This window comes from Nocardioides sp. NBC_00850 (assembly GCF_045207335.1).
GTDB lineage: Bacteria > Actinomycetota > Actinomycetes > Propionibacteriales > Nocardioidaceae > Nocardioides.
Window position 1 is genome coordinate 3,246,582 of sequence record NZ_CP108845.1, and the last position, 23,710, is coordinate 3,270,291.

Consider the following 23,710-nt stretch of genomic DNA (forward strand, 5'->3'; position numbering starts at 1 on the left):
AGCCATGAACGACGACATGTTGCACGCCTACCTGCAGCACCACTGGGCAGGGTCCAGCGCCGGGGCCGCGATGTTCGAGCGAGTCGGCCGCTCGCACTCCGACACCGACGTGGCCGCTCACGTACGACAGTTGGCGACCGAGATCAACGAGGACCGGGAGCAGCTGCGGCAGATCATCATGGCGACCGGAGCCACCCCGTCGCGCATCGCCGCCACGACGGGGCGCGCGATGGAGTTCGCCGGCCGGTTCAAGCCGAACGGACGGCTTGTGCGGCGCTCGCCGCTCTCCGACCTGTTCGAGCTGGAGGCACTGCGTGACGCGGTGACCGCGAAGCGGGCCGGATGGCAGCTGCTGCGCGCTGCCACCGAGGACGACGCACGTATCGACCCGCTGCAGCTGGATGAGCTCATCCGCCGCGCCGACGACCAGCTCGCCCGGCTCGAGGACCTGCACCTGAGGGTGGGCCGTACGGTGATCGGCGCATGACGGTGCTCGAGCGCCTCGACGCCGAGCTCAGCGAGATTGACGACACCGCCCGGATGCTGACCTACGACAAGGTCGCCGGCATCGGCGTCGTCGGCAACGAGGACGGCGCCCACCACGTCACCGCCGAGCTCTGCCAAGCCCTCAGCGACGTCGGCTTCACCATCCCCGCCAACGGCTCGACCTACTGGGTCGGTGAGGCCATGCAGGGCGTCGACTACAAGGACAAGCAGCCGACGCCCGAGAAGACCGCCGGAACGACCAAGACCATGGCTCGCAACCTCGCCCACCTCGCCGGGCTGCTGGTCGAGTCTCCGTATCCGGCAAGGGAGTGATCGGACCAGCGCCTGACTCGGAGGGATCGCTCAGCGGATCGAGCGAATCGCGTTCTCGATGAGTGCGAAGGTCTCGCGCGGGTGTGACTGGTGTGCCACATGCGACGACTTCACCCTCACGATCTTGGCGCCGCTCAAAGGCGTGTGCCGACCTTCAGCAGCCAGTACGCCCATGCGAGCGGGCCGCCGGTGGGTGCGGCTCCAGCGACGGCGACAAGGACGCCGACTTTCGCGCGGGACGCGCCGCGCCAACTGCCTGCGCCGGACGCGATCGCTCAGGAGAGTGCTGTCGGTGAGCGGACGTGACAGATCGGTGACAGCAAACTGACGCCCGCCGTACCTAGCGTTTGGTCCGACCACTACGCACAATCGGAGGGCTGAATCATGAAGTTCGATCAGTTGCCAGGCAGCATGCGCCGACCGAGACGGTTCGGCCGTCGGCGCTGGCTCGCGGCGATCGCTGTCATCGCATCGCTGACGGTTCTGGCGCCGACGTCCTCGGCCACGGCGACCGCCCAGCCCGCATCGGAGCGCGCTGCATCTGCGCCGAATCGGAGCGTGTCGGGCGTCGGTGTGGGGCCGCTGGCCTGGGAGCCGAGCATTACCCCGATCTACTACGGGCCGAAGTACGGGGAAGACAAGATCCAGAACAGGACCCGTGCCCAGCGAGATCACTACCTCTCAAACTGCGAGGAGGGGTACGCGTGCATCTCGGCGGGCGAAGGCAACGGTCTCTACACGGTTTTCAAGCTCTTCAGTTGCGTCCGGCGCGACACTCTCGCCTTCGTGAACGCGGGGAACATCGCGAACAATCAGGATGGCAGCCACCCGGCCGTGCTCTTGTATGACAAGAACCTCCACCTGATCGCGAAGTTCGGTGTCCAACCTGGGATCATCCAGGCGATCCCCGACACCATCATGTACAAGACGTGGTACGTCGACATCTGTTAGCCGCTGGCGGGTGACGGCAACCCGTGTTGGGAGTCAGCCGCACCTCGGCTCGTGCCCTTGCGAAGGTTCCTTCGCGAGGGTACGCGCGTTACGGTTCTGCGCGCCGGTGACGGGATCCGTACGCATCCCGAACGTGCTGGCTGGCGGGTGGCGACGGCGGAGACCGCGACCGCCTGAGCGCGGCGCCTTTCGAGGGATCTGAGCGACCTGGAGGGATGCCAGTCGAATGCTCTGAATTGTGGTTGCGCACGCACCTCGAGTGGCTAAAGTCGCGGTGGATCGGCTCGACTGAAAGGGAGCGTGGTGGTCGACCGCACGGCGTCCGACCTGCAGGTCAGCCTTCTCGGGGCCTTCGAGGTCACGGTCGGCGGCCGACCAGTTCTGCTTCCCCGTGGTCGTGGCCGCGTGCTGCTTGCGGCGCTCGCATTGGATCCCGGTCAGCCAATGACGGTTGAGGCACTTGCCCAGCGGGTCTGGGGTGAGAGTCCGCCACAGCACGTGCGCGCCGCGGTTCATACGGTCGTACGTCGCCTGCGCGGCCAACTGCCACCGGGGTCGATCGGTTTTCGTGCGGGCGCCTACGTGCTGAACGTAGCCGCGGAGCAGATCGACGTCGCCAGGTTCCGTAGGTTGACGGAGGCCAAGCTCGGAGACACTTGCAATGGGGAGACGTTGTGGTCCGCGATCCGCCTTTGGCGAGGCGTTTCCTTCGCCGGCGTAGACTCCGACGACCTCTACGTAGGGGAGGCACCGGCTCTGGCCGACCGCTATCTGTCCACGCTGGAACGCGTGGCTGACCTGTCCTTGGTGGGCAGCCGGTTCCCCGATCCGATCGAGATCACCGAGCTCACACAGCGGATCCGTGTCGCTCTCGAGGACCACCCCCTGCGCGAGTCGCTCTGGGTCAGGCATCTCCGGCTGTTGGATCTGGCCGGCCGCCGGGCGGAGGCACTGGCCGCGTACGAGGACGTACGCCGCTCGCTCGCCGACGAGCTCGGTATCGGCCCGGGCGCGGAGCTGAACGCCGTCTTCACCGACCTGCTCGGCGCTCCCGACGACCCCCGGGACGCCGGTCGCCGCTCCGGAGCGGCGACCAAGCCGGTCCCGCCGTCGGCACCATCGACTTTCGTGGGCCGCACCGACGCACTGGCGGGTCTCGATGAGCTGATCGCCTCAGGAGAGCAGGCGCCGGTCGTCGTGGTCTCGGGCTCCGCCGGGGTCGGCAAGACTGCGTTGGTGCTGCACTGGGCGCATCTGCACTTTGACAGGTTCCCCGATGGTGTCGTCTACGTCGATCTCCGCGGCTTCGATCCCAACCATCGGCCGATGGCGCTCGGCGAGGCGCTCCGGCTCGTGCTGGCCGAGCTCGGCGTCGATGCCCAGCAGGTGCCCAGCGACGTGCACCGACAGCTCACGCTCTACCGCTCGACTATCGCTGAGCGGCGCGTGCTCGTGGTGCTCGACAATGCGCGTGACGCCGATCAGGTTCGACCGCTGCTTCCGCCACGTACTGCCGCTGCTCTCGTGACCAGTCGGGACCAGCTCTTCGGCTTGGTCTCCCGGGAGGGCGCCTCGACGGTGCGACTGGGGCCGCTCAGCGGCGACGAGGCTCGTGATCTGCTCAGCCGCCGGCTCGGCGCGCGTCGTGTCGGGGCCGAGGACGGCGCAGTCGCTGAGATCATCGAGACCTGCGACCGGTTGCCGATGGCACTGAGTCTGGTCGCTGCCAGGGCGGCCACCAACCCGGCGTTCCAGCTGTCCGATCTGGCTGGCGAGCTGCGACCCGAGAGCGGCCGTCTCGATAATCTGAGCGGGCCGGATGAACACAGCGGCGTGCGCGCGGCCATCCGCTCCTCTTATCTCGCGCTGGGGCCCGAGGATGCCCGTGTCTTCCGGTTGCTTGGTCTGCACCGGGTGGCGGAGATCTCGCTTGCGGCCACGGCTAGCCTCGCCGGCGTGACGCTGACCGAGGCGAGCGCGACCATGGCCAGGTTGGCGGCGGCCAGCCTGGTCGAGGAGCGTCGGCCGCAGCGCTATGTCCAACACGACCTGGTCCGATTGCTCGCCGTGGACCTGCTCCGTGCCTCGGAGTCGCCGGAGGCGAAGCGGCACGCGGCGCTCGGGGTGCTCGGGCACTATCTGGCCACGGCTCGCGAGGCGGCGATGCTGATGGATCCGCAGCAGTACCCGATCTCGCTGCCGCCGATGGTCGACCAGGTGGTCGTCGAACGGGTCGCAAGCTATGACGAGGCGCTGGCCTGGTTCATCGCGATGCACGAGAGCTTGCTGGAGGTCGCCTGGCTCGCCCTGACGACGGGGTATACGGAGTACGGCTGGCGGCTGGTGTGGTGCTTGGTCGACTATGCCGACCGGCGAGCGGCCTTGTGGTGGCCGTGGGCGAATCTCGCCGAGCACGCGGTCGTCGTCCTCGCCGCCAAGGGCGACCGCGCTGGGGTGGCTCAGTGTCACCGGCTCGCAGGTCAGGCTCTCGCGCGCCTGGGGGAGTACGCCCGCGCCCATGAGCACTTCGCGCTCGCCTCCGAGGGCTTCGAGCAGATCGGCGACGACGTCGGCCGTTCGTATGTGCTGCGTAACGACACCTGGACCTGTGCCCGGGAAGGCCGGTTCGCTGAGGCGGTGGCGAGGATGGAGAAGCTTTTGGAGCTGTTCACCGGCACCGGCGACGAGGCCGGTCTGGGCCGCGCGATGAACTCCATGGGCTGGTATCTCGTCCACCTCGGTGACCTCGACCGGGCACTCACCACCTGTCTGGGCGCGCTCGAGCACGCGCAGACCAGTGGTGACCGTCCGGGCGAGGCCGACACCTGGGACAGCCTAGCCCTGGCGTACCAGCGACTGGGCCGGCTCGAGGATGCGCTTGCGGCGGCCGAGCGGGGAGCGGAGCAGTACGAAGCCCTCGGTGACCACGTCAGTGCTGCCCGCAGCGGTCTGCAAGCAGGCGACCTGTCCGAGGACCTCGGCGACCGATCGCGAGCCCGTGGAGCATGGCAGCGGGCCCTCATCGTCGTCGACAACGCCGACCCCGAGATCAGATCCACCCTCGCGCAACGACTCGGCGAGGCCAGTGGATAGCCGCACTGAGCGAACTGTCAGCAGTGGGGCACCCACTCCCAGGGGCGGCCCGTGTCGACGTAGTAGTCACTGACGTACCCGGTGGTCAGCACGCCACTGCTGTTCGCATAGACGATCCTGTCCCAGTACTGCCAGCCGTTGACGACGGTCCCCGTCGTGTAACAGGAGACCGCGACGAGCTTGCCGTTGGCCAGACGGTCTTTGGCGTCGTAGCCCGATCCGGGTCCGGTGCGGACGGTGAGGTAGCTCCCGGAGGCGATCCCGGTGACGTTCGCGCAGTCCGAGAAGGACTGATTGCGGATGGTGCACCTGCTGGTGTCGGCGGACGCAGATTCAGCGGACGCCAACGTGATGGCGGAGCCGCCGGCGGCGAGTGCCAGAGCCAGGACTGTGCTGCGGGCCTTCAGACCCATTCCTGTCGTGCCCATCTTTGACATGCTTGTTCCTCCTGAAGTCCAGATATGGTCCGCAGGCTTCGAACGCCCGCGCGGACCAACCGTAGGAAGCGGGACTGTCATCCCGCTTTCAGCGCCCTGTCACTCCCGGCTCGTACGAAATGGCCGAAGGCCCCGGGAAACCCGGGGCCTTCGGTGTCGGACAGCGGAGCGGTCGGCTCAGATGTCGTAGTAGAGCTCGAACTCGTGCGGGTGCGGGCGGAGCTGGATCGGGAGGATCTCGTCGTTGGTCTTGTAGTCGATCCAGGTCTCGATCAGGTCGGGGGTGAAGACGTCGCCCACGGTGAGGAAGTCGTGGTCGTTCTCCAGAGCCGACAGGACGGCACCGAGGGAGGTCGGCACCTGGTTGATCTCGGCCATCTCGTCCGGCGGAAGCTCGTAGATGTCCTTGTCGATCGGAGCGGGCGGCTCGATCTTGTTCTGGATACCGTCGATGCCGGCGAGGAGCAGGGCCGAGAAGGCGAGGTACGGGTTCGAGGACGGGTCCGGGAACCGGGTCTCGACGCGCTTGGCCTTCGGGTTGGTGCCGGTGATCGGGATGCGGACCGCGGCGGAGCGGTTGCGCGAGGAGTAGACCAGCGAGATCGGAGCCTCGAAGCCCGGCACCAGGCGGTGGAAGGAGTTCACCGTCGGGTTGGTGAACGCCAGCACCGACGGGGCGTGCTTCAGGATGCCGCCGATGTACCAGCGGGCCATGTCGGAGAGGCCGCCGTAGCCGGTCTCGTCGTAGAACAGCGGCTCGCCGGCGTTCCAGATCGACTGGTGGACGTGCATGCCCGAGCCGTTGTCACCGAAGACGGGCTTCGGCATGAAGGTGACCGTCTTGCCGGCCTCCCAGGCGGTGTTCTTGACGATGTACTTGAACTTCATGACATCGTCGGCAGCCTTGAGCAGCGTGTCGAACTTGTAGTTGATCTCGGCCTGGCCGGCGGTGCCGACCTCGTGGTGGGCGCGCTCGACGAGCAGGCCGGAGGCCTCGAGGTTCTTGACCATCGTGTCGCGCAGGTCGGCGAAGTGGTCGGTGGGGGAGACCGGGAAGTAGCCGCCCTTGTAGCGCGTCTTGTAGCCCAGGTTGTCCGAGCCGTCGGGGTTCTTGTCGGCACCCGAGTTCCACCAGGCCTCGACGGAGTCGATCTTGTAGAACGACTCGCCCTCGGAGGTGCTGTAGGCGACCTTGTCGAAGATGAAGAACTCGGCCTCGGGGGCGAAGAACGCGGTGTCACCGATGCCGGTCGAGGCGAGGTACGCCAGGGCCTTGCGAGCGATGTTGCGCGGGTCGCGAGAGTAGGCCTCCCCGGTGATCGGGTCGTGCACGAAGTACATCAGCGCGAGGGTCTTCGCGGCGCGGAACGGGTCGATGTACGCAGTCGTGACGTCCGGGTAGAGCGCCATGTCGGACTCGTTGATCGTCTGGAAACCACGGATCGACGAACCGTCGAAGGCCATCGGCTCCAGGTTGAACGACGACACGGGCACCGTGAAGTGCTGCTGGACGCCAGGCAGGTCGACGAAACGGATGTCGACGAACTCGACCCCCTCGTCAGAGATGAACTTCAAGAGTTCGTCGTCAGTGCTGAACATCAATCCTCCTTGGCTCACCCGGTCGGGCAGAGCCAGATAGGTCTCTCGCGATCGAGGCCGGACCCTCATGGATCCGACCGTGCCACGCAAATTACGAAGGGACGGTTGCACAGGAGTGTCGCAAATGTTTCAGGCATGTAACAGGTTGTGTGATTTGATCGGCAACCATCCCGGATCTCACCCCTCAAGACGTTGCCGCCTACCCTTACCGACGTGACCAGTTCCGCCACTCCTGCGACGCCCACTCTGCCTTATGACACCGCGAGCTGGGGCAGGCGCGTCCTGGCCCTGTTCATCGACTGGCTCGCGTCGTCGCTGGTGGCGTCGGTCTTCCTCGGCGTACGGGCGCTGCCGTTCGGGTCGCTGCTAGCCGGTGTCGACCCGCGGCCGACCGACAACCTGTGGATCCTGGTCGTCTTCATCGTGCAGACGGCGGTCTTCACCACGCTCGGCGGCGGCTCCTTCGGCAAGCTCGTCACTCGCCTGCGTACGGTGCGGGTCACGGCCGGTGAGCCGGACGTACGCCCGCTCGATCCGCTGCGGAGCATCGCCCGTCAGATCCTGGTCGTCCTCGTCGTACCGCCGCTGGTCTTCCGTCCTGACCGGCGCGGGCTCCACGATCTGGCGGCAGGTACGGCAACCGTCACGCTTCAGACCTATCGACACGTGTTTCGCCGGGTTGGTTGAGAGGCATCCGGGGGTAGGTTTGACCGGTCAGCCGCAAGCAGCGGCAAACACGAAGGGAAGCTCAATGACGCTCAACCGTACTCTCGGGCCACGTGGCCTCTGGCGCCGCGCCGCTGTGGCAGGCGTGCTGGCCGTATCGCTCTCGGGCCTGGTGGCCTGCGGTGGCGGTGGTGGGGCCGGCGGCGCCAGCGAGGGTGACTCGATCTCGGCCGAGGAGATGACCGAGGTGATGAAGAAGGCGACCGACATCGACACCGCCCACTTCACCACGAAGATGGACGCTAAGGCGTCGGGTCAGACGGTCTCGATGACCGGCGAGGGCGACATCCAGAAGGAGCCGCCGGCGCAGCACTCCACCATGAAGATGAGTGGTGGCTCGATGAACATGGATCTGGAGACGATCCTTGTCGACGAGAAGATCTACATCAAGGGCATGATGGGCGACTCGTGGGTGACCGCGAGCACCGAAGACCTCGCCAAGATGGGCGGCACCAGCCTGGAGTCGATGAGCAACCCGCTCGCGTTCTTCGAGGGTATGGAGGAGTCGATCAAGTCCTCCAAGTTCGAGGGCGAGGAGAAGGTGGACGGCACCGACACCAAGCACTACAGCTTCACCGTCGACTCCGCGGGGCTCGCCGAGAGCCTCGGCGCCGACAGCACCAAGGGCATGCCCAAGACGATCGACCAGGACATCTGGGTCGACGCCGATGGCTTGCTCCGCAAGGCCGAGGTCGGCATGGGCGACATGGGCACCGTCGAGATGCTCCTGTCCAAGCACGGTGAGGACGTGACCATCGAGGCGCCGCCGGCGGACCAGGTCACCGACATGCCGAGCATGGCCGGCTGACAGCCAGTTCGTACGCAGCAGGGCCGGTCCCCGAACGGGGACCGGCCCTGCGCCGTTCGTGGGACCGTGTCTGCATGACTCTCGACCCCGAAATCACCCGGCAGATCGAGGCCAACCGGGCCAACTGGGACGCTCGTACGCCGATCCACGTCGCCAGCGCCTTCTACGGCATCGACGGGTCGAGGCCCGCCGCGTCGTGGTTCGCCGACTACGAGTGGAGCGACCTCGGTGAGCTGTCCGGCCGCGAGGTCGTGCATCTGCAGTGTCATCTCGGCACCGAGACGGTGGCGTTCGCGCAGCGGGGAGCGGTGACGTACGGGCTGGACATCTCGGCCGAGGCGGTGGCCGCGGCGCGCCGGATCGCCGCCGAGCGCGGGCTGGCCGTCGACTACCACGAGGCCGACGTCCACGACGCCGTCGAGGTCCTGGGCGCCGGCCGGTTCGACATCGTCTACACGGGCAAGGGCGCGGTCTGCTATCTACCCGACATCGACCTGTGGGCGCGGGTCGTCCACGATCTGCTCAAGCCCGGCGGGTTCCTCTACCTGGCCGAGTTCCACCCGCTCCTCGACGCTCTCGGCGAGGTGCCGGAGCCGGGGCGGGAGGACTCCCTGGAACTGCGCCACGACTACCTCGCGGGCCGGGGCGCGATCGCGAAGGACTCGACCCACACCTACACCGACGGCCCGGCCCTGAGCACCGCCACGACGGCGTACGAGTGGCGTCACGGGGTCGGCGAGGTCGTCACCGCCCTCGCCGGCGCGGGCCTGCGGATCGAGGTCGTACGCGAGGACGAACGACTGCCGTGGCCTCGCTTCCCGTCCATGGTGGCGGGAGAGGACGGCTGGTTCAGGCTGCCCGAGCAGGCGCCCCGGATCCCGCTTCTCTACGCGATCCGGGCACGCCGGCTATAAGTGGATCAGCGGCCGCGGAGGTTGCCCCGCATGCCCTTCATCGAGGTCGGGACGGGGCCCTTCGGGATCGGCATGGTGCCGCGGGTGGCGTCGACGGCCTTGAGGCGGTTGAGGATGTCGGTGATCTCGGGGCCGGCGACCTTGCGGCCGATCTTGGTGACGTGCTTGGTCAGCTGCGGCAGCGGCACCTCGTCCTCACCGTTGCCGGCGACGACGGTCGTGATCGGCACCTCGCCCAGGACGCGGGCGTGGGTGCGCTTGGTGCTGGCCAGGAGCGAGCGCACCTTGCTCGGGCTGTTGCCCTCGCCGACGAGGACGACTCCCGGAGGACCGACCACGCGGTGGACCAGCGTCTGGCTGCGCGGCTCGACACCGACGGCCTGGGTGACGGTCCAGCCTCGGCGGAGCATGGTCAGCGCGGCGTACCCGCCACCGACCTGGCCCTCGAGCCGGGCGTACATCACCTTCTGCGCGCGCCGCGAAAAGACCACCATCGCGGCGAGGAGGCCGGCCAGCAGGGCACCGACGATCGTGAAGATCCAGGAGAAGATGCCCTCGCCGGGGAGGAACCAGAAGATCACGCCGGCGACCGCGGCGACGACCACGAAGATCGAGCCGAGGATGAGGCCGATCTTGGGGTCTGACTGCTTGGTGAGCTTGTAGGTCTCCACCATCTGCTGGCGGCGACTCATGGTGCTCGGGTCGGTCTGGGACATCTTCCTCTTTCAGTCTTCAGATTTCGTACGCTGCGTCAGGCTGTGGCAGCAGCGGTGTCTCGCGCCTCGATCGCCTGACGGTACAGCCGACCGGCGCGGTAGGACGAACGAACGAGCGGACCGGACATGACGCCGGAGAAGCCGATCTCCTCGGCCTCGGCCTGGAGCTCGATGAACTCCTCGGGCTTGACCCACCGCTCGACGGGGTGGTGGCGCACGCTCGGGCGCAGGTACTGCGTGATCGTGATCAGCTCGCAGCCGGCCGCGTGCAGGTCGCGCAGCGCCTCGGAGACCTCTTCGCGGGTCTCGCCCATGCCGAGGATCAGGTTGGACTTGGTGACCAGGCCGAAGTCGCGAGCCTGGGTGATCACGTCGAGCGAACGCTCGTAGCGGAACGCCGGACGGATCCGCTTGAAGATCCGCGGGACGGTCTCGACGTTGTGCGCGAGGACCTCGGGACGGGACTCGAAGACCTCCTGGAGAAGCTCCGGGATGCCGTTGAAGTCGGGGATGAGGTTCTCGACGCCGGTCTCGGGGTTGAGCTCGTGGATCTGCTTGACCGTCTCGGCGTAGAGCCAGGCACCGCCGTCGGCGAGGTCGTCACGGGCGACGCCGGTGATGGTGGCGTACTTCAGGCCCATGGTCTGCACGGACTCGGCCACGCGGCGCGGCTCGTCGCGGTCGAGGTCGGTCGGCTTGCCGGTGTCGATCTGGCAGAAGTCGCAGCGCCGGGTGCACTGGTCGCCGCCGATGAGGAAGGTGGCCTCGCGGTCCTCCCAGCACTCGAAGATGTTGGGGCAGCCGGCCTCCTGGCACACCGTGTGCAGGCCCTCGGACTTCACCAGCGCGGTGAGCTCCTTGTATTCCGGCCCCATCTTCGCTTTGGTCTTGATCCACTCCGGTTTGCGTTCGATCGGAGTCTGCGCGTTGCGGACCTCGAGACGGAGGAGCTTGCGACCTTCTGGGGCAGGAGCTTGAGTCACCCCACAAGGGTACGCCGCGTGGTGGTGGAACCTCGAAGGCAGGCGGCTACTGGTCGGTCACACCGACCATGGCCGGCCCGCTCAGCCCAGGCTGGGGGAGAGCAGCGGAACCCGCGGAGTCTTCGCCGGGTCCGGCTTGGCCTCGAGGCTCGGGCCCTGCTCGTAGTCGCGCCAGGAGAGCATCTCGGCGATCTGCGCGTGGAGCACCGGCATCGCCTCGGCGTTGCCGATCTGCCGTCCGGCCTCGATCGAGAGGGTGGTGACCCCGGCGTCGGAGATACCGCACGGCACGAACCGCTCGTACCAGCCCAGGTCGACGTCGCAGTTGAGCGCGATGCCGTGCATGGTCACGTGCTGGCTGACCCGCAGCCCGATCGCGCCGACCTTGCGCTCCAGGCGGCGTACGCCGTCCGGGGTCTCGCCCGCGGGCAGCCACACCCCACTGCGGCCCGGGACGCGGTAGGCGGTGACGCCGAACTCGGCGCAGGTGCGGATCATCGCCTGCTCCAGGCGGCGTACGAAGTCGACGACCTTGACCTTCTCCGGCAGCCGCACGATCGGGTAGGCGACGATCTGACCGGGGCCGTGGAAGGTCACCTCGCCACCGCGGTCGACGTCGATCACCGGGGCGCCGCCGGGATCCGCAGGCCGGTCCTCCGGCTTCGTACGCTTCCCCGCGGTGTAGGTCGGCGGGTGATCGAGCAGCAGCACCGTGTCGGGCTCTTCGCGGTCGACCACGCGCTGGTGGACCTGCTTCTGCAGCTCCCAGGCGTCCAGGTAGTCGATCGTCCCGACCTCAACGAAGCGCAGCTCAGTCACACCCGAGATCGTACGCCCCGGGCCGAGCCGCACGGGCAGCGCCCGGAACGGTGAACGCCGGCTCGACGGGATAACGGTTTGGCGATATCCCGGCGGGGGTAAAGAGATTGCGCGCAGAATGCGCGTGTTTCGACTGGCCGCGCTCGGGAGCGATCGGTCTTCGGATCAGTCTTGAAAGGCACAGACGTGCACACCATGAAGTACGGCCGCCGACTCGCGGCGGCCGCTCTCGCGCTCAGCGCGATGTCCACCCTCGCCGCCTGCGGGAGCGAGGACTCCGGAAAGGACTCGGCGGCCGAGGCGGCCGATGCGGCACCCGCCATTGACCCGGGGACCAAGCTCTCCGGCGACGAGGCGGAGAAGCTCATCGACACCGCCGTCGACGCGATGCCGACGGTCCATGTCGAGATGGGTATCAAGGCCGTCGAGGACGGAACCAGCGTCAGCGCCTCCAGCGTGGGCGACTACCAGCGTGAGCCAGTGGTCTCCCAGACGAAGCTGACGATGGACGAGGCCGACGGCCAGACCGTCATGGAGGTCATCGCCATCGGTGAGACGACCTACGTGCGGATGGACAACGACAAGGAGTGGATGAAGGACGACGGCATGTTCAGCGGGTTGGTCTCCGCGCTGGTGCCGAGCCCGTACAGCCTGTTCGAGGACCTGCGGGGAGAGGCAGCTGACGACTCGACCACCTATGTCGGGCAGGAGGATGTCGACGGGGCCGAGCTCGCCCACTACTCGTTCGCGGTCGATGAGGACGTCACTGGAGAGGGCGAGGGCACTCTCGAGGGCTGGTTCGATGCGGAAGGTCAACCGATCCGTCTGACCATGGCCATGGGGAAGGACAACGAGATCGAGATGGATCTCAGCAAGCACGGCGAGAAGCTCACCGTCATCGAGCCAAATGCCGAGGAGCTGATGGACGGCGCCTGAGGCGTACGCCTGATCCCACCCGAAATGGCAGACGCCCCGGAGCAACTGGCTCCGGGGCGTCTGTGCTCGCTCAGAGCTCGAACTGAGCAGCCTCGAGGCGCTTCTTGACGTCCTGGAGGAAGCGGCCGGCGTCGGCACCGTCGACCAGACGGTGGTCGTAGGTCAGCGCGACGTTGACCATGTAGCGCACCGCGATCGTCTCGCCGAGGTCCGGGTCGTCGATGACGACCGGACGCTTCACGACCGCACCCGGGCCGAGGATGGCGACCTGCGGCTGGTTGATGATCGGGGTGTCGAAGAGCGCACCGAACGATCCCAGGTTGGTGATCGTGAAGGTGCCGCCGGAGAGCTCGTCCGGGGTGATCTTGTTGTTGCGCGTGCGGTCAGCCACGTCCGCGATCTTCTTCGCGATACCGGCGATCGAGAGGTCGCCCGCGTCCTTGACGACGGGGGTCAGCAGGCCCTTCTCGGTGTCGACGGCGAAGGCGATGTTCTCGCGGTCGTAGTAGGTGACCGTGCCGGCCTCGATGTCGATACCGGCGTTGAGCTTCGGGTGCACCTTGAGCGCGTCGATCGCGGCCTTTGCGAAGAACGGCAGGTAGGTCAGCTTGACGCCCTCGCGCTGCAGGAACCCGGCCTTGTTGGCCTCACGGAGGCGGGCGATGTTGGTGACATCGACCTCCATGACCTGGGTCAGCTGCGCCGCGGTGTGCAGCGACTCGGTCATCCGCTCGGCGATCACCTTGCGCAGACGCGAGATCTTCTCGGTGGTGCCACGCAGCGGCGACGGGGCCGCGGGGGCGGCGGAGGAAGCGGCCGGAGCAGCCGAGGCCGCCGGAGCGGCGGCTGCCGGGGCAGCGGCCGGAGCCGACTTGGCGGCGGCCGCCTGGAGGATGTCCTCCTTGCGGATGCGGCCACCGACGCCCGAACCCTGGACGGTGTCGAGGTCGACGTTGTGCTGGGCCGCGAGCTTGCGTACGAGCGGGGTCACGTAGCCGCCAGGCTGGATGGCCTGGGAACCGTCGGTGGACGGCGCGGCGTGAGCCGGGGCGGCAGGAGCCGGAGCAGAGGGTGCGGGCGCGGCCGGAGCCGGAGCGGCAGGAGCCGGCGCGGGTGCGGGAGTGGGCTCCGGGGCAGGAGTCGGCTCGGGCTCGGGGGTGGGCTCCGGGGCCGGGGCGGCGGGCGCGGGCTCGGCGGCCGGGGCTGCGCCGGCGTCACCGACGAGCGCCAGCACGGCGCCGACCTCGACGGTCTCGTCCTCGGCGACCTTGATCTCGAGCAGGGTGCCGGCGACCGGCGAGGGGATCTCGGTGTCGACCTTGTCGGTGGAGACCTCGAGGAGCGCGTCGTCGACGGCGACCGTGTCGCCGACCTGCTTGAGCCAGCGGGTGACGGTGCCCTCGGTGACCGACTCACCCAGCGCGGGGAGAGCAACCTCGGTGGCGTTTCCGCCGGCGGCGGGCGCCGGAGCGGCAGGCGCGGCGGGCTCGGCGGGAGCCTCGGGCTCGGCCGGAGCGGCCGGAGCCTCGGGCTCGGCGGCGGGAGCGGCAGCCTCGGGCTCGGCCGCGGGCGCGGCGGGCTCCGAGGGAGCGGCATCGGCGCCGGCCTCGTCGGCAGCGCCGATGACGGCGAGCAGGCCACCGACCTCGACGGTGTCGTCCTCGGACGCCTTGATCTCGAGCAGGGTGCCCGCGATGGGCGAGGGGATCTCGGTGTCGACCTTGTCGGTGGAGACCTCCAGCAGGGCCTCGTCGACCGCAACCGTGTCGCCGACCTGCTTGAGCCAGCGGGTGACGGTGCCCTCGGTGACGGACTCGCCGAGTGCCGGGAGAGTTACTTCGGTGGCCATGGATTCCTTCGTTCTACGTCTGTTCGTTGCTCTACTTGTATGTCCGGACACGCGCGTCACCACGACCGAGCACGAGGGCTCGGCGAGGAGAGAGTCGCATCGGTCTGGGCCGACACCTGCCCGACGCACTCATGATGCCGCCAGACGGGCGGCCAAGGGCGTCGATCACGGAGCCCATCTTGTCACTACCCCCGCAGCGCTGTGTCAACCGGACCACTACTGATCGGTAGCCATCTCGCGTACGTAGTCCACCAGTGTTGCCACCGCCACACCCGTGCCTCCGGGAGTGAGATGGCCGGAGGCGCCGCCACTGTTGAAGGACGGTCCGGCGATGTCGAGGTGGGCCCAAGGGAGACCGCCGGTGAACTCGCGCAGGAAGGCGGCGGCGTACAGCCCACCGCCCCAGCGGATCCAGTCGTGCTGGTTGAGGTCGGCCACCTTGGAGGAACGGATTCGCTCGTCCATCCATTCCGGGATGGGCATCGGCCACATCTGCTCGCCGGCGACGTCGGCGGAGGCGAGAACACGGTCGACGACGTCCCCGGAGCCGAGTACGCCGCTGACCCGGTCACCCAGCGCCATCACCATGTGACCGGTGAGGGTGGCGACGTCGATGATCAGGTCCGGCGAGACCTCGGTGGCCCGCACCAGGGCGTCGGCGAGGATCATCCGGCCTTCGGCGTCCATGTTGGAGACCTCGACGGTCGTGCCGCCGTAGTGGGTGACCACGTCACCGGGGCGGTAGGACGAGCCGGAGACCATGTTCTCCGCCATCGGCACGAACGCGGAGACCTTCACCGGCAGCCCGAGGCGGGCGATCGCGAAGGTCGCCTGGGCCACCGCGGCGGCACCCGCCATGTCCGACTTCATCGTGGACATCGAGCTGCCCGGCTTGATGGTGAGGCCGCCGGAGTCGAAGGTGATGCCCTTGCCGACCAGCGCGATGTGGCCGCGCGCGTCGTCGGGGGAGTAGGTGAGCTCGACCAGGCGCGGCTTCGCCGCCGAGCCCATGCCCACCGCGAGGATGCCGCCGCAGCCGAGGTCGGCGAGCTGCTCCTCGTCGTACACGCTCGTCTCGACGCCCTCGACCAGCCCGGCCACGTGCGCGATGGCGTCGGCGAACGCCGGGGGAGTCAGGTCGGCCGGCGGGATGTTGACCCACTCGCGCGTGCCGGCGACCGCCTGGGCGAGGATCTGCGCCTCCTCGAAGGCGGTGACCGCGTCCGTACGCCGCGCGATCGCGCTCAGGATCGCGACGTCGCTCGGTCCGTTGCCCTCCCCGCCCGACTTGCCGCTGTTCGACTTGTAGGTCGTGTAGGTGTAGCCGCCGAGGACGTAGCCCTCGGTGACGGCACGCACCAGGTCGGGGGTGTCGGCGGGAAGGGATACGGCGACGGAGGTCGCGTTGGGCACGGCGCGGGCGGCGGTGCCGGCGGCGCGGCGTACGGCATCGGCCGAGTAGGCCCCGTCCGCACCGGGCTTGCCGAGCCCGACCAGCACGAGGAGCTGGGCGCCGATCTCGTTCCCTGCGGGCAGGCGGGTGACCTCGCCGGCCTTTCCGCTGACGCCGAGCGTCGCGAGCATCCCCCGCCACCGGCGACCGTAGGCGGCCTTGACGTCCTCCGCGCCGGCGGTCACCTCGACAGCCTTCGCGCCCTGGCCGATGCCGACGACGACCGCCTCGGCACGGGTCTTGGCGGGGGAGGCGGTACGCAGCGTGTAGGTGATGTCAGGCAGGGTCACGCCGTGCAGTCTAGGTGTGGCGCGCCCGGAGGGGGCGCGGACCGGGGAGTGTCGGCCTGGTGCGATAAGTTCGCGGTATGGCTGAAGAGACCTCCACGGGGGGCGGGTCGGAGCTGCTCCAGTCCCCCCTGCACGAAAACCACGTCGGGCTCGGCGCGAAGTTCGCTGAGTTCGGCGGCTGGTCGATGCCGCTGGAGTACTCCGGCGTCGTCAAGGAGCACACGGCGGTCCGTGAGGCCGTCGGGGTCTTCGACGTCAGCCACCTGGGCAAGGTCATGATCAGCGGGCCGGGTGCGGCCGACTTCGTCAACGCTTCCTTCACCAACGACCTCAACCGGATCAAGCCGGGCAAGGCTCAATACACGTTGTGCTGCGACGAGGAGACCGGCGGCATCGTCGACGACCTGATCGCCTACTACCGCGACGACGAGCACGTCCTGATCGTTCCCAACGCCGCCAACACCCCGGAGGTCGTGCGTCGGCTCCAGGAGGCCGCGCCCGAGGGGATCAACCTCGCCGACCACCACCGCGACTACGCGGTGCTCGCCGTCCAGGGGCCGAAGTCCGACGAGCTGCTCGAGGCGGTCGGGCTGCCGGCCGGTCACGAATACATGTCCTTCGTGGAGGCGGCCGCCCCCGACGTACTCGGTGACGAGATCGGCGTCGTGGTGTGCCGCTCCGGCTACTCGGGTGAGCGCGGCTACGAGCTGATCGTCGCCAACGAGGCCGCCGGCGCGCTCTGGGACGCGCTGCTGTCCCGGGGCGAGGAGCTCGGAGCCGTGCCGTGCGGCCTCGGTGCCCGCGACACCCTGCGTACGGAGATGGGCTATCCGCTCCACGGCCAGGACATCGCCCTCGACGTCACTCCCAACGAGGCCGGCCTCGGCTGGGCCGTCGGCTGGAAGAAGGATGCCTTCTGGGGCCGCGACAAGCTGGTCGCCGAGAAGGAGGCCGGCCCGAAGCGCGCCCTGCGCGGCATCGTCGCCGTCGGCCGAGGCATCCCACGTCCACACATGACCGCGTCCCTGACCGCCGACGTGCCGGTCGGCGAGGTCACCTCCGGCACCTTCTCGCCCACGCTGAAGAAGGGCGTCGGCCTGGTGCTCGTCTCGACCACGGTCAACCCCGAGGCCGAGATCGGCATCGACGTACGCGGCCGCCGCGAGATCTTCCAGCTCACCAAGCCTCCCTTCGTCCCTTCGCACGTTCGGGAGGGCTGATGAGCGAGCGCCAGCGAGCGACCATTCAGTCCTTCATGCCGCCGCGTCCGTATCCTGGCGCTTGCGCTACGGAGGTGGTGGCATGAGCATCCCGGACGTACCTTCGGTGTTCAAGCAGCCGTCTGCGGCCGACCGGCCGTGGTGGTGGCAGCTCGTCGACGCCTCGGGTGCGGAGGTGTCGGTCGACGGAGACCTCGCCGGCCAGCGCTTCGCCAACCAGAGCGACGCCGAGTCGTGGGTGGGCGAGGTCTGGCAGGACCTCCTGGACGCGGGCGTCGCCGCGGTGGTGCTCTTCGAGCACGACCGGCAGGTCTACGGCCCGATGAAGCTGACCGCCTGAGGCTCTCCGGCCACGGCTAGGCTCTCGCGCGTGAGTGCCTATGAGTTCCGCCAGGTCGACGTCTTCACCAACGAGCCGCTGCTGGGCAACCCGGTCGCCGTCGTACACGGGGCCGACGGCCTCACCGACGAGCAGATGGCTGCCTTCGCGCGGTGGACCAACCTGTCCGAGACCACGTTCCTGCTGACCCCGACGGACCCGGCTGCCGACTACCGGCTGAGGATCTTCACGGTCAGCGGCGAGCTGCCGTTCGCCGGTCACCCGACGCTCGGGTCGGCGCACGCGTGGCTGGAGGCGGGCGGGAAGCCCAAGGGCGCCAGCCTGGTGCAGGAGTGCGGCGTCGGTCTGGTCGAGCTGCGCAGTGACGAGCGGATCGCATTCGCCGCGCCGGAGCTGCGCCGGGGTGGCGAGGTCGACGAGGGCACCTTGGGTGCCATCGCCAAGGGCCTGCAGATCGAGCGCGGCGACATCAAGGACGCGCGGTGGTGCGACAACGGGCCGGGCTGGGTCGGCGTGATGCTCGCCGACGCGGGGGCCGTGCTGGCCGTGACGCCCGACCACGCCGCTCTGGGGAGTCACAAGGTCGGTCTCGTCGGGCGCTATCCCGAGGGCAGCGAGTGCGCGGTCGAGGTCCGGGCGTACTTCCCGGCCGACGGCGTCGCCTTCGAGGACCCGGTCACCGGGTCGCTCAACGCCGCGCTGGGACAGTGGCTGGCTGGGTCGAAGCTGCCGGACGCGTACGTCGCGTCTCAAGGGACCGTCATGAAGCGGCGGGGGCGTGTGTACGTCGAGCGGGTCGAGGACCAGGTGTGGGTGGGCGGAGACACACTGACCACCATCCATGGGACGGTGGAGCTCTGACCTAGGCTGGGGCTGTGCAGTCCTACCTCGATCTGTTGACCCGCATCCTCGACGAGGGCGTGGAGAAGTCCGACCGCACCGGGACGGGCACGATCAGCGTCTTCGGTCACCAGACCCGCTACGACCTCAGCGAGGGTTTCCCGCTGCTGACGACGAAGAAGGTCCACACACGCTCGGTCTTCGGGGAGCTGCTCTGGTTCCTGCGCGGCGACACCAACGTGCGCTGGCTCCAGGAGCGGGGGATCACGATCTGGGACGAGTGGGCCGACGAGAACGGCGACCTCGGGCCGGTCTACGGCTACCAGTGGCGCTCGTGGCCGACTCCGGACGGGCGCCACGTCGACCAGATCTCCAAGATCATCGACCAGATCCGCACCGACCCCGACAGCCGCCGGCACGTGATCAGCGCCTGGAACCCGGCCGACATCGACGACATGGCGCTGCCGCCGTGCCACACGCTGTGCCAGTTCTACGTCGCCGACGGCAAGCTGAGCCTGCAGCTCTACCAGCGCTCCGCCGACGTGTTCCTGGGGGTGCCGTTCAACATCGCCTCCTACGCCCTGCTCACCCACATGGTCGCTCACGTGACCGGGCTCGAGGTCGGTGACTTCGTGCACACGCTCGGCGACGCTCACCTCTACAGCAACCACCTCGAGCAGGCCCGCCTCCAGCTCACCCGCAAACCGGGACCGCTGCCGACGCTGCGGCTCAACCCGGACGTCAAGGACATCGACGCGTTCGAGCTCGAGGACATCACTGTGGAGGGCTACGACCCTGCCCCCGGCATCAAGGCCCCCGTTGCCGTCTGAGGCCGGTTCGGGGCGCATCGTGATGGTCGCGGCCGTCGCCGACAACGGCGTCATCGGCAACGGCCCCGACATCCCTTGGAAGATCCCCGGCGAGCAGGCCGAGTTCAAGGCGATCACGATGGGCCACACCCTCGTCATGGGCCGCACCACCTTCGAGTCCATCGGCCGCCCCCTGCCGGGCCGCACCACGGTCGTGCTGACCCGTGACGAAACCTGGTCGTACGACGGCGTGCTGGTCGCCCACGACATCGACTCCGCCCTCGCCCTGGCCGCGAAGGAGCAGGGCGACACGGTCATCGCCGGCGGCGCGCAGGTCTACGCAGCGGCGATGCTGTACGCCACCGAGCAGGTCATCACCCGCGTCCACCTGACTCCCGCGGGCGACGTCCTCTACCCGCCCTTCGACGAGGCGGAGTGGGTCGAGACGAAGCGGGAGCCCCACGAGGCGTACGACCGCGTCTTCCTCGTTCGCGCTCCCTGACGCGCGAGTAGGTGCCCGGCCCCTCTAAGGTAAACGGCATGGAGCTGCGCATCTTCACCGAGCCCCAGCAGGGGGCGTCCTACGCCGACATCCTCGCTGTCGCCAAGAAGGCCGAGGAGCTGGGGTTCGGGGCGTTCTTCCGCTCCGACCACTATCTGAAGATGGGCTCGGTCGCCGGACTGCCCGGACCGAGCGACGCGTGGACGACGCTCGCCGGCTTGGCTCGCGACACGAGCACGATCCGGCTCGGCACGCTGGTCACCTCGGCGACCTTTCGCCTCCCGGGTGTGCTGGCCATCCAGGCCGCCAATGTGGACGACATGTCCGAGGGCCGGGTCGAGCTCGGCCTGGGGGCGGGCTGGTTCGAGGAGGAGCACGAGGCGTACGGGATCCCGTTCCCGGCCCTGGGGGAGCGGTTCGACCGGCTGGAGGAACAGCTCGAGATCATCACCGGGCTGTGGGCGACCGAGCCGGGGGAGACCTTCGACTTCAACGGGAAGCACTACACGATCAAGGACAGCCCGGGCCTGCCGAAGCCGGTCCAGACCCGTGGCCATGCCGGCTCGATCCCGGTGATCGTGGGCGGCGGCGGCAAGAAGCGTACGCCGACGCTGGCCGCCACCTTCGCCGACGAGTTCAACGCCGCGTTCGTCTCCGTCGAGGACTCGCTGGCGCTGTTCGAGAACGTCGGTCGCTTCGTCGAGGCGGCCGGCCGGGACGACTCGATCATCTACTCCGCCGCCCAGGTGCTCTGTGTCGGCCGCGACGAGGATGAGATCGCCCGCCGTGCGCAGGCGATCGGCCGCGAGCCGGCCGAGCTGCGCGAGAACGGTCTGGCGGGCACCCCGGACGAGGTCGTCGCCAAGATCAAGCGGTTCGAGGACGTCGGCGCGACCCGCCTCTACCTCCAGGTGCTCGACCTGAGCGATCTCGACCATCTCGCACTCGTAGCCGACGAGGTCATGCCGCGCGTCTGACGATAGTCTGTACGCCATGACTGATGCTCCCTTCGGCACCGTGCTCTCCGCACTCGTCACGATGTTCAACGACGATGGCTCGGTCGACCTGGAGCAGACCCAGAAAGTCGCCAAGCACCTGGTCGATCACGGCCACGACGGCATCGTCGTCTCCGGCACCACCGGCGAGTCGCCGACCACCACTCCGGCCGAGGACGGCGAGGTCCTGGCCGCGGTCAAGGACGCCGTCGGCGACCGCGCCAAGATCGTGGCCGGCATCGGCACCAACGACACCCGCACCACCGTCGAGCTCGCCAAGCAGGCGGCGTCGATCGGCGCCGACGGCCTGCTGCTGGTGACGCCCTACTACAACAAGCCGGGCGAGCGGGGCATCCGCGAGCACTTCCGCACCGTCGTCTCCGCGACCGACACCCCGGTCATCCTCTACGACGTCCCCGGCCGCACCGGCTCCCCGATCACCCTCGACACCTACCGCGAGGCGATCACCTGGGACACCGTCGTCGCGGTCAAGGAGGCCGCCGGCGACTTCCCGCGCGGCACCAGGCTGCTCGACCTCGGCTACTCGATCTACTCGGGTGACGACGCGCTCACCCTCGCCTGGCTGGCGCACGGCGCCGTCGGCGTGATCAGCGTCGCCGCCCACGTGCTCGGCGACCAGACGCGGACGATGATCGACGCCTTCGCGGCGAGCGACATCGAGACCGCCCGCAAGACTTATGCGCGGATGCTCCCCGCGATCGACGCCATCATGGGCGTCCCGAACTACGGAGCCACCACTGCCAAGGCCGCTCTCGAGCTGACCGGCGTGATCGACAACCGCAACGTACGAGGGCCCCTGGTGGCGCTCGACGACGACGAGGTCGAAGCGCTGCGAGCCGGGCTGGAGGCCTCTGGCCTTCTTTAGAAGGAATGCCTTTGTCTCACCCACACCCGGAGCTGACCGAACCCGGCAAGCTCCCCAAGGGCGGCCTGCGCGTCACCCCTCTCGGCGGCCTCGGCGAGGTCGGCCGCAACATGACCGTCTTCGAGTACGACGGCCGGCTGCTGATCGTCGACTGCGGCGTGCTCTTCCCCGAGGAGCAGCAGCCCGGCGTCGACCTGATCCTGCCTGACTTCGGCCCGATCCGTGACCGGCTCGGCGACATCGAGGCGCTGGTCCTGACCCACGGTCACGAGGACCACATCGGCGCGACGCCCTACCTGCTCCGCGAGCGCCAGAACATCCCGCTGGTCGGTTCCGAGCTGACCCTGGCCCTGCTCGGCTCCAAGCTGCGCGAGCACCGCCTGCGCGAGACCGTCCAGCACAAGGTACGCGAGGGCGACACGATCTCGTTCGGGCCGTTCGAGCTCGAGTTCGTCGCCGTCAACCACTCCATCCCGGACGCGCTCGCGGTCGCGATCCGCACCGGCGCCGGGCTCGTGCTGCACACCGGCGACTTCAAGATGGACCAGCTGCCGCTGGACGGCCGGATCACCGACCTGCGCGCGTTCGCCCGGCTCGGCGAGGAGGGTGTGGACCTGTTCCTCACCGACTCCACCAACGCCGAGGTCCCCGGCTTCACGACCGCGGAGAAGAAGATCGCGCCCGCGATCGAGCAGGTCTTCCGCGAGTCCGACCAGCGCATCATCGTGGCCTGCTTCGCCTCCCACGTGCACCGCGTCCAGCAGGTGCTCGACAGCGCGGTCGCGCACGGCCGCAAGGTGGCGTACGTCGGTCGGTCGATGGTCCGCAACATGCAGATCGCCTCCGACCTGGGCTACCTGCACGTGCCCGAGGACGTCATCGTGGACGCCAAGGAGCTCGCCGACCTGCCGCCGGAGAAGGTCGTCATGGTCTCGACTGGCTCCCAGGGCGAGCCGATGTCGGCGCTGTCCCGCATCGCCAACGGCACCCACAACTTCGTGCACATCGAGCCGGGCGACACCGTCCTGCTGGCCAGCAGCCTGATCCCGGGCAACGAGAATTCGATCTACCGGGTGATCAACGGGCTCGCCCGCCTGGGCGCCAACGTGGTCCACAAGGGCAACGCCCTGGTGCACGTCTCCGGCCATGCGAGTGCCGGGGAGCTGCTCTACTGCTACAACATCGTCCGCCCGCGCAACGTGATGCCCGTCCACGGCGAGGTGCGTCACCTGCTCGCCAACGGTGACCTGGCCCGCCAGACCGGCGTCGAGAGCGTCGTCTACGCCGAGGACGGCGTCGTCGTCGACCTCATCGACGGCAAGGCGGAGATCGCGGGCAAGGTCGAGTGCGGCTACGTCTTCGTCGACGGCACCACTGTCGGGGACGTCACCGAGTCCGAGCTCAAGGACCGCCGGATCCTCAGCGAGGAGGGCTTCGTCTCGATCGTCGTCGTGGTCGACTCGGTCAAGGGCATCGTCGCCAGCGGCCCCGAGATCCACGCCCGCGGCCACGTCTGGCCCGACAACGCCTTCGAGCCGATCAAGCAGCCGATCGTCAAGGCGGTCAACCGCGCCATCTCCGAGGGTGCGACCGACACCTACCAGCTGCAGCAGGCCATCCGGCGTACGTTCGGGCGCTGGGTCTCCAGCACCCACCGCCGCCGCCCGATGATCGTTCCCGTAGTCATCGAGGCGTAGCGAGCGAGGTCGAGCACCGAGCTTGCTC

The 23,710-nt window shown here is 68.6% G+C and carries 24 protein-coding genes; 16 read left to right on the top strand and 8 right to left on the bottom strand.

What is annotated here, in order from left to right; translation table 11 throughout:
• Positions 1-4: 4 nt before the first annotated feature.
• Together OH802_RS15760 and OH802_RS15765 are read left to right on the top strand one after the other, a co-directional pair.
• Positions 5-487 carry a hypothetical protein gene (locus tag OH802_RS15760; protein ID WP_406019944.1) on the top strand — a complete coding sequence of 161 codons (483 nt, stop codon included), beginning with the start codon at positions 5-7 and terminating at the stop codon, positions 485-487.
• On the top strand, positions 484-819 hold the full coding sequence (locus OH802_RS15765) for a hypothetical protein (RefSeq protein WP_406019946.1): 336 nt from the start codon (positions 484-486) through the stop codon (positions 817-819). The genes OH802_RS15760 and OH802_RS15765 overlap by 4 nt, the downstream gene beginning before the upstream one ends.
• Positions 820-953: 134 nt before the next feature.
• On the opposite strand, the gene OH802_RS15770 is transcribed toward OH802_RS15765, so the two are convergent.
• Positions 954-1,091: a DUF6112 family protein gene (locus OH802_RS15770; protein WP_406029311.1), complete on the bottom strand. Its 138-nt coding sequence runs from the start codon at positions 1,089-1,091 to the stop codon at positions 954-956.
• A 112-nt stretch (positions 1,092-1,203) separates the two neighbouring features.
• Between OH802_RS15770 and OH802_RS15775 the strand changes: the two genes are divergently transcribed.
• Both OH802_RS15775 and OH802_RS15780 read left to right on the top strand, forming a co-directional pair.
• Positions 1,204-1,770 (top strand): hypothetical protein, encoded by a 567-nt coding sequence (locus OH802_RS15775; protein ID WP_406019948.1) that lies wholly within the window; start codon positions 1,204-1,206, stop codon positions 1,768-1,770.
• Between the two features lie 444 nt (positions 1,771-2,214).
• Positions 2,215-4,863 (top strand): BTAD domain-containing putative transcriptional regulator, encoded by a 2,649-nt coding sequence (locus tag OH802_RS15780; protein WP_406029313.1) that lies wholly within the window; start codon positions 2,215-2,217, stop codon positions 4,861-4,863.
• A 17-nt stretch (positions 4,864-4,880) separates the two neighbouring features.
• On the opposite strand, the gene OH802_RS15785 is transcribed toward OH802_RS15780, so the two are convergent.
• Positions 4,881-5,291 carry a hypothetical protein gene (locus OH802_RS15785; RefSeq protein ID WP_406019950.1) on the bottom strand — a complete coding sequence of 137 codons (411 nt, stop codon included), beginning with the start codon at positions 5,289-5,291 and terminating at the stop codon, positions 4,881-4,883.
• Between the two features lie 186 nt (positions 5,292-5,477).
• On the bottom strand, positions 5,478-6,899 hold the full coding sequence (gene glnA, locus OH802_RS15790; RefSeq protein ID WP_406019952.1) for a type I glutamate--ammonia ligase: 1,422 nt from the start codon (positions 6,897-6,899) through the stop codon (positions 5,478-5,480).
• 213 nt (positions 6,900-7,112) lie between these two features.
• On the opposite strand from glnA, the gene OH802_RS15795 reads away from it, so the two are divergent.
• From OH802_RS15795 to OH802_RS15805, 3 genes are all read left to right on the top strand, one after another.
• Positions 7,113-7,586, top strand: coding sequence for an RDD family protein (locus OH802_RS15795; protein ID WP_355225297.1), 474 nt, complete (start codon positions 7,113-7,115; stop codon positions 7,584-7,586).
• A gap of 64 nt (positions 7,587-7,650) precedes the next feature.
• On the top strand, positions 7,651-8,433 hold the full coding sequence (locus OH802_RS15800; protein ID WP_406019954.1) for a DUF6612 family protein: 783 nt from the start codon (positions 7,651-7,653) through the stop codon (positions 8,431-8,433).
• Between the two features lie 74 nt (positions 8,434-8,507).
• On the top strand, positions 8,508-9,347 hold the full coding sequence (locus OH802_RS15805; protein ID WP_406019956.1) for a class I SAM-dependent methyltransferase: 840 nt from the start codon (positions 8,508-8,510) through the stop codon (positions 9,345-9,347).
• A gap of 5 nt (positions 9,348-9,352) precedes the next feature.
• Here OH802_RS15805 and OH802_RS15810 read toward each other — a convergent pair whose 3' ends face one another.
• The 3 genes from OH802_RS15810 to lipB all read right to left on the bottom strand — a co-directional run bounded on the left by OH802_RS15810 (position 9,353) and on the right by lipB (position 11,865).
• Positions 9,353-10,063: a DUF4191 domain-containing protein gene (locus OH802_RS15810; RefSeq protein ID WP_160022402.1), complete on the bottom strand. Its 711-nt coding sequence runs from the start codon at positions 10,061-10,063 to the stop codon at positions 9,353-9,355.
• A gap of 35 nt (positions 10,064-10,098) precedes the next feature.
• On the bottom strand, positions 10,099-11,046 hold the full coding sequence (gene lipA / locus OH802_RS15815; protein ID WP_406019959.1) for a lipoyl synthase: 948 nt from the start codon (positions 11,044-11,046) through the stop codon (positions 10,099-10,101).
• Between the two features lie 81 nt (positions 11,047-11,127).
• The gene (gene lipB, locus OH802_RS15820) at positions 11,128-11,865 is read right to left on the bottom strand and encodes a lipoyl(octanoyl) transferase LipB (RefSeq protein ID WP_406019960.1); all 738 of its coding nucleotides are present in this window, start codon (positions 11,863-11,865) and stop codon (positions 11,128-11,130) included.
• A 186-nt stretch (positions 11,866-12,051) separates the two neighbouring features.
• On the opposite strand from lipB, the gene OH802_RS15825 reads away from it, so the two are divergent.
• Positions 12,052-12,801, top strand: a complete 750-nt coding sequence (locus tag OH802_RS15825) for a hypothetical protein (protein WP_406019962.1) — start codon at positions 12,052-12,054, stop codon at positions 12,799-12,801.
• 70 nt (positions 12,802-12,871) lie between these two features.
• Here the strand turns inward: OH802_RS15825 and sucB are convergent, their stop codons facing one another.
• Both sucB and OH802_RS15835 read right to left on the bottom strand, forming a co-directional pair.
• Positions 12,872-14,650: a 2-oxoglutarate dehydrogenase, E2 component, dihydrolipoamide succinyltransferase gene (sucB, locus tag OH802_RS15830; RefSeq protein ID WP_406019964.1), complete on the bottom strand. Its 1,779-nt coding sequence runs from the start codon at positions 14,648-14,650 to the stop codon at positions 12,872-12,874.
• A 216-nt stretch (positions 14,651-14,866) separates the two neighbouring features.
• Positions 14,867-16,393: a leucyl aminopeptidase gene (locus tag OH802_RS15835; RefSeq protein ID WP_406019966.1), complete on the bottom strand. Its 1,527-nt coding sequence runs from the start codon at positions 16,391-16,393 to the stop codon at positions 14,867-14,869.
• 77 nt (positions 16,394-16,470) lie between these two features.
• On the opposite strand from OH802_RS15835, the gene gcvT reads away from it, so the two are divergent.
• The 8 genes from gcvT (at position 16,471) to OH802_RS15875 (ending at position 23,682) form a co-directional block, all read left to right on the top strand.
• Positions 16,471-17,613: a glycine cleavage system aminomethyltransferase GcvT gene (gene gcvT / locus OH802_RS15840; protein WP_357360038.1), complete on the top strand. Its 1,143-nt coding sequence runs from the start codon at positions 16,471-16,473 to the stop codon at positions 17,611-17,613.
• 82 nt (positions 17,614-17,695) lie between these two features.
• A complete protein-coding gene (locus tag OH802_RS15845; RefSeq protein WP_176883497.1) occupies positions 17,696-17,953 on the top strand; it encodes a hypothetical protein in 258 nt (85 codons plus the stop codon).
• Between the two features lie 30 nt (positions 17,954-17,983).
• The gene (locus OH802_RS15850; RefSeq protein WP_406019969.1) at positions 17,984-18,814 is read left to right on the top strand and encodes a PhzF family phenazine biosynthesis protein; all 831 of its coding nucleotides are present in this window, start codon (positions 17,984-17,986) and stop codon (positions 18,812-18,814) included.
• A 14-nt stretch (positions 18,815-18,828) separates the two neighbouring features.
• Positions 18,829-19,623, top strand: coding sequence for a thymidylate synthase (locus OH802_RS15855; protein ID WP_406019971.1), 795 nt, complete (start codon positions 18,829-18,831; stop codon positions 19,621-19,623).
• The gene (locus tag OH802_RS15860; RefSeq protein WP_406019973.1) at positions 19,613-20,104 is read left to right on the top strand and encodes a dihydrofolate reductase; all 492 of its coding nucleotides are present in this window, start codon (positions 19,613-19,615) and stop codon (positions 20,102-20,104) included. Before OH802_RS15855 ends, OH802_RS15860 begins: the two co-directional genes overlap by 11 nt.
• 38 nt (positions 20,105-20,142) lie before the next feature.
• Positions 20,143-21,081, top strand: coding sequence for an LLM class F420-dependent oxidoreductase (locus tag OH802_RS15865; RefSeq protein ID WP_406019974.1), 939 nt, complete (start codon positions 20,143-20,145; stop codon positions 21,079-21,081).
• A gap of 16 nt (positions 21,082-21,097) precedes the next feature.
• Positions 21,098-21,985 carry a 4-hydroxy-tetrahydrodipicolinate synthase gene (gene dapA, locus OH802_RS15870; RefSeq protein WP_406019976.1) on the top strand — a complete coding sequence of 296 codons (888 nt, stop codon included), beginning with the start codon at positions 21,098-21,100 and terminating at the stop codon, positions 21,983-21,985.
• An 11-nt stretch (positions 21,986-21,996) separates the two neighbouring features.
• Positions 21,997-23,682, top strand: a complete 1,686-nt coding sequence (locus OH802_RS15875; protein WP_406019978.1) for a ribonuclease J — start codon at positions 21,997-21,999, stop codon at positions 23,680-23,682.
• Positions 23,683-23,710 lie beyond the last annotated feature (28 nt).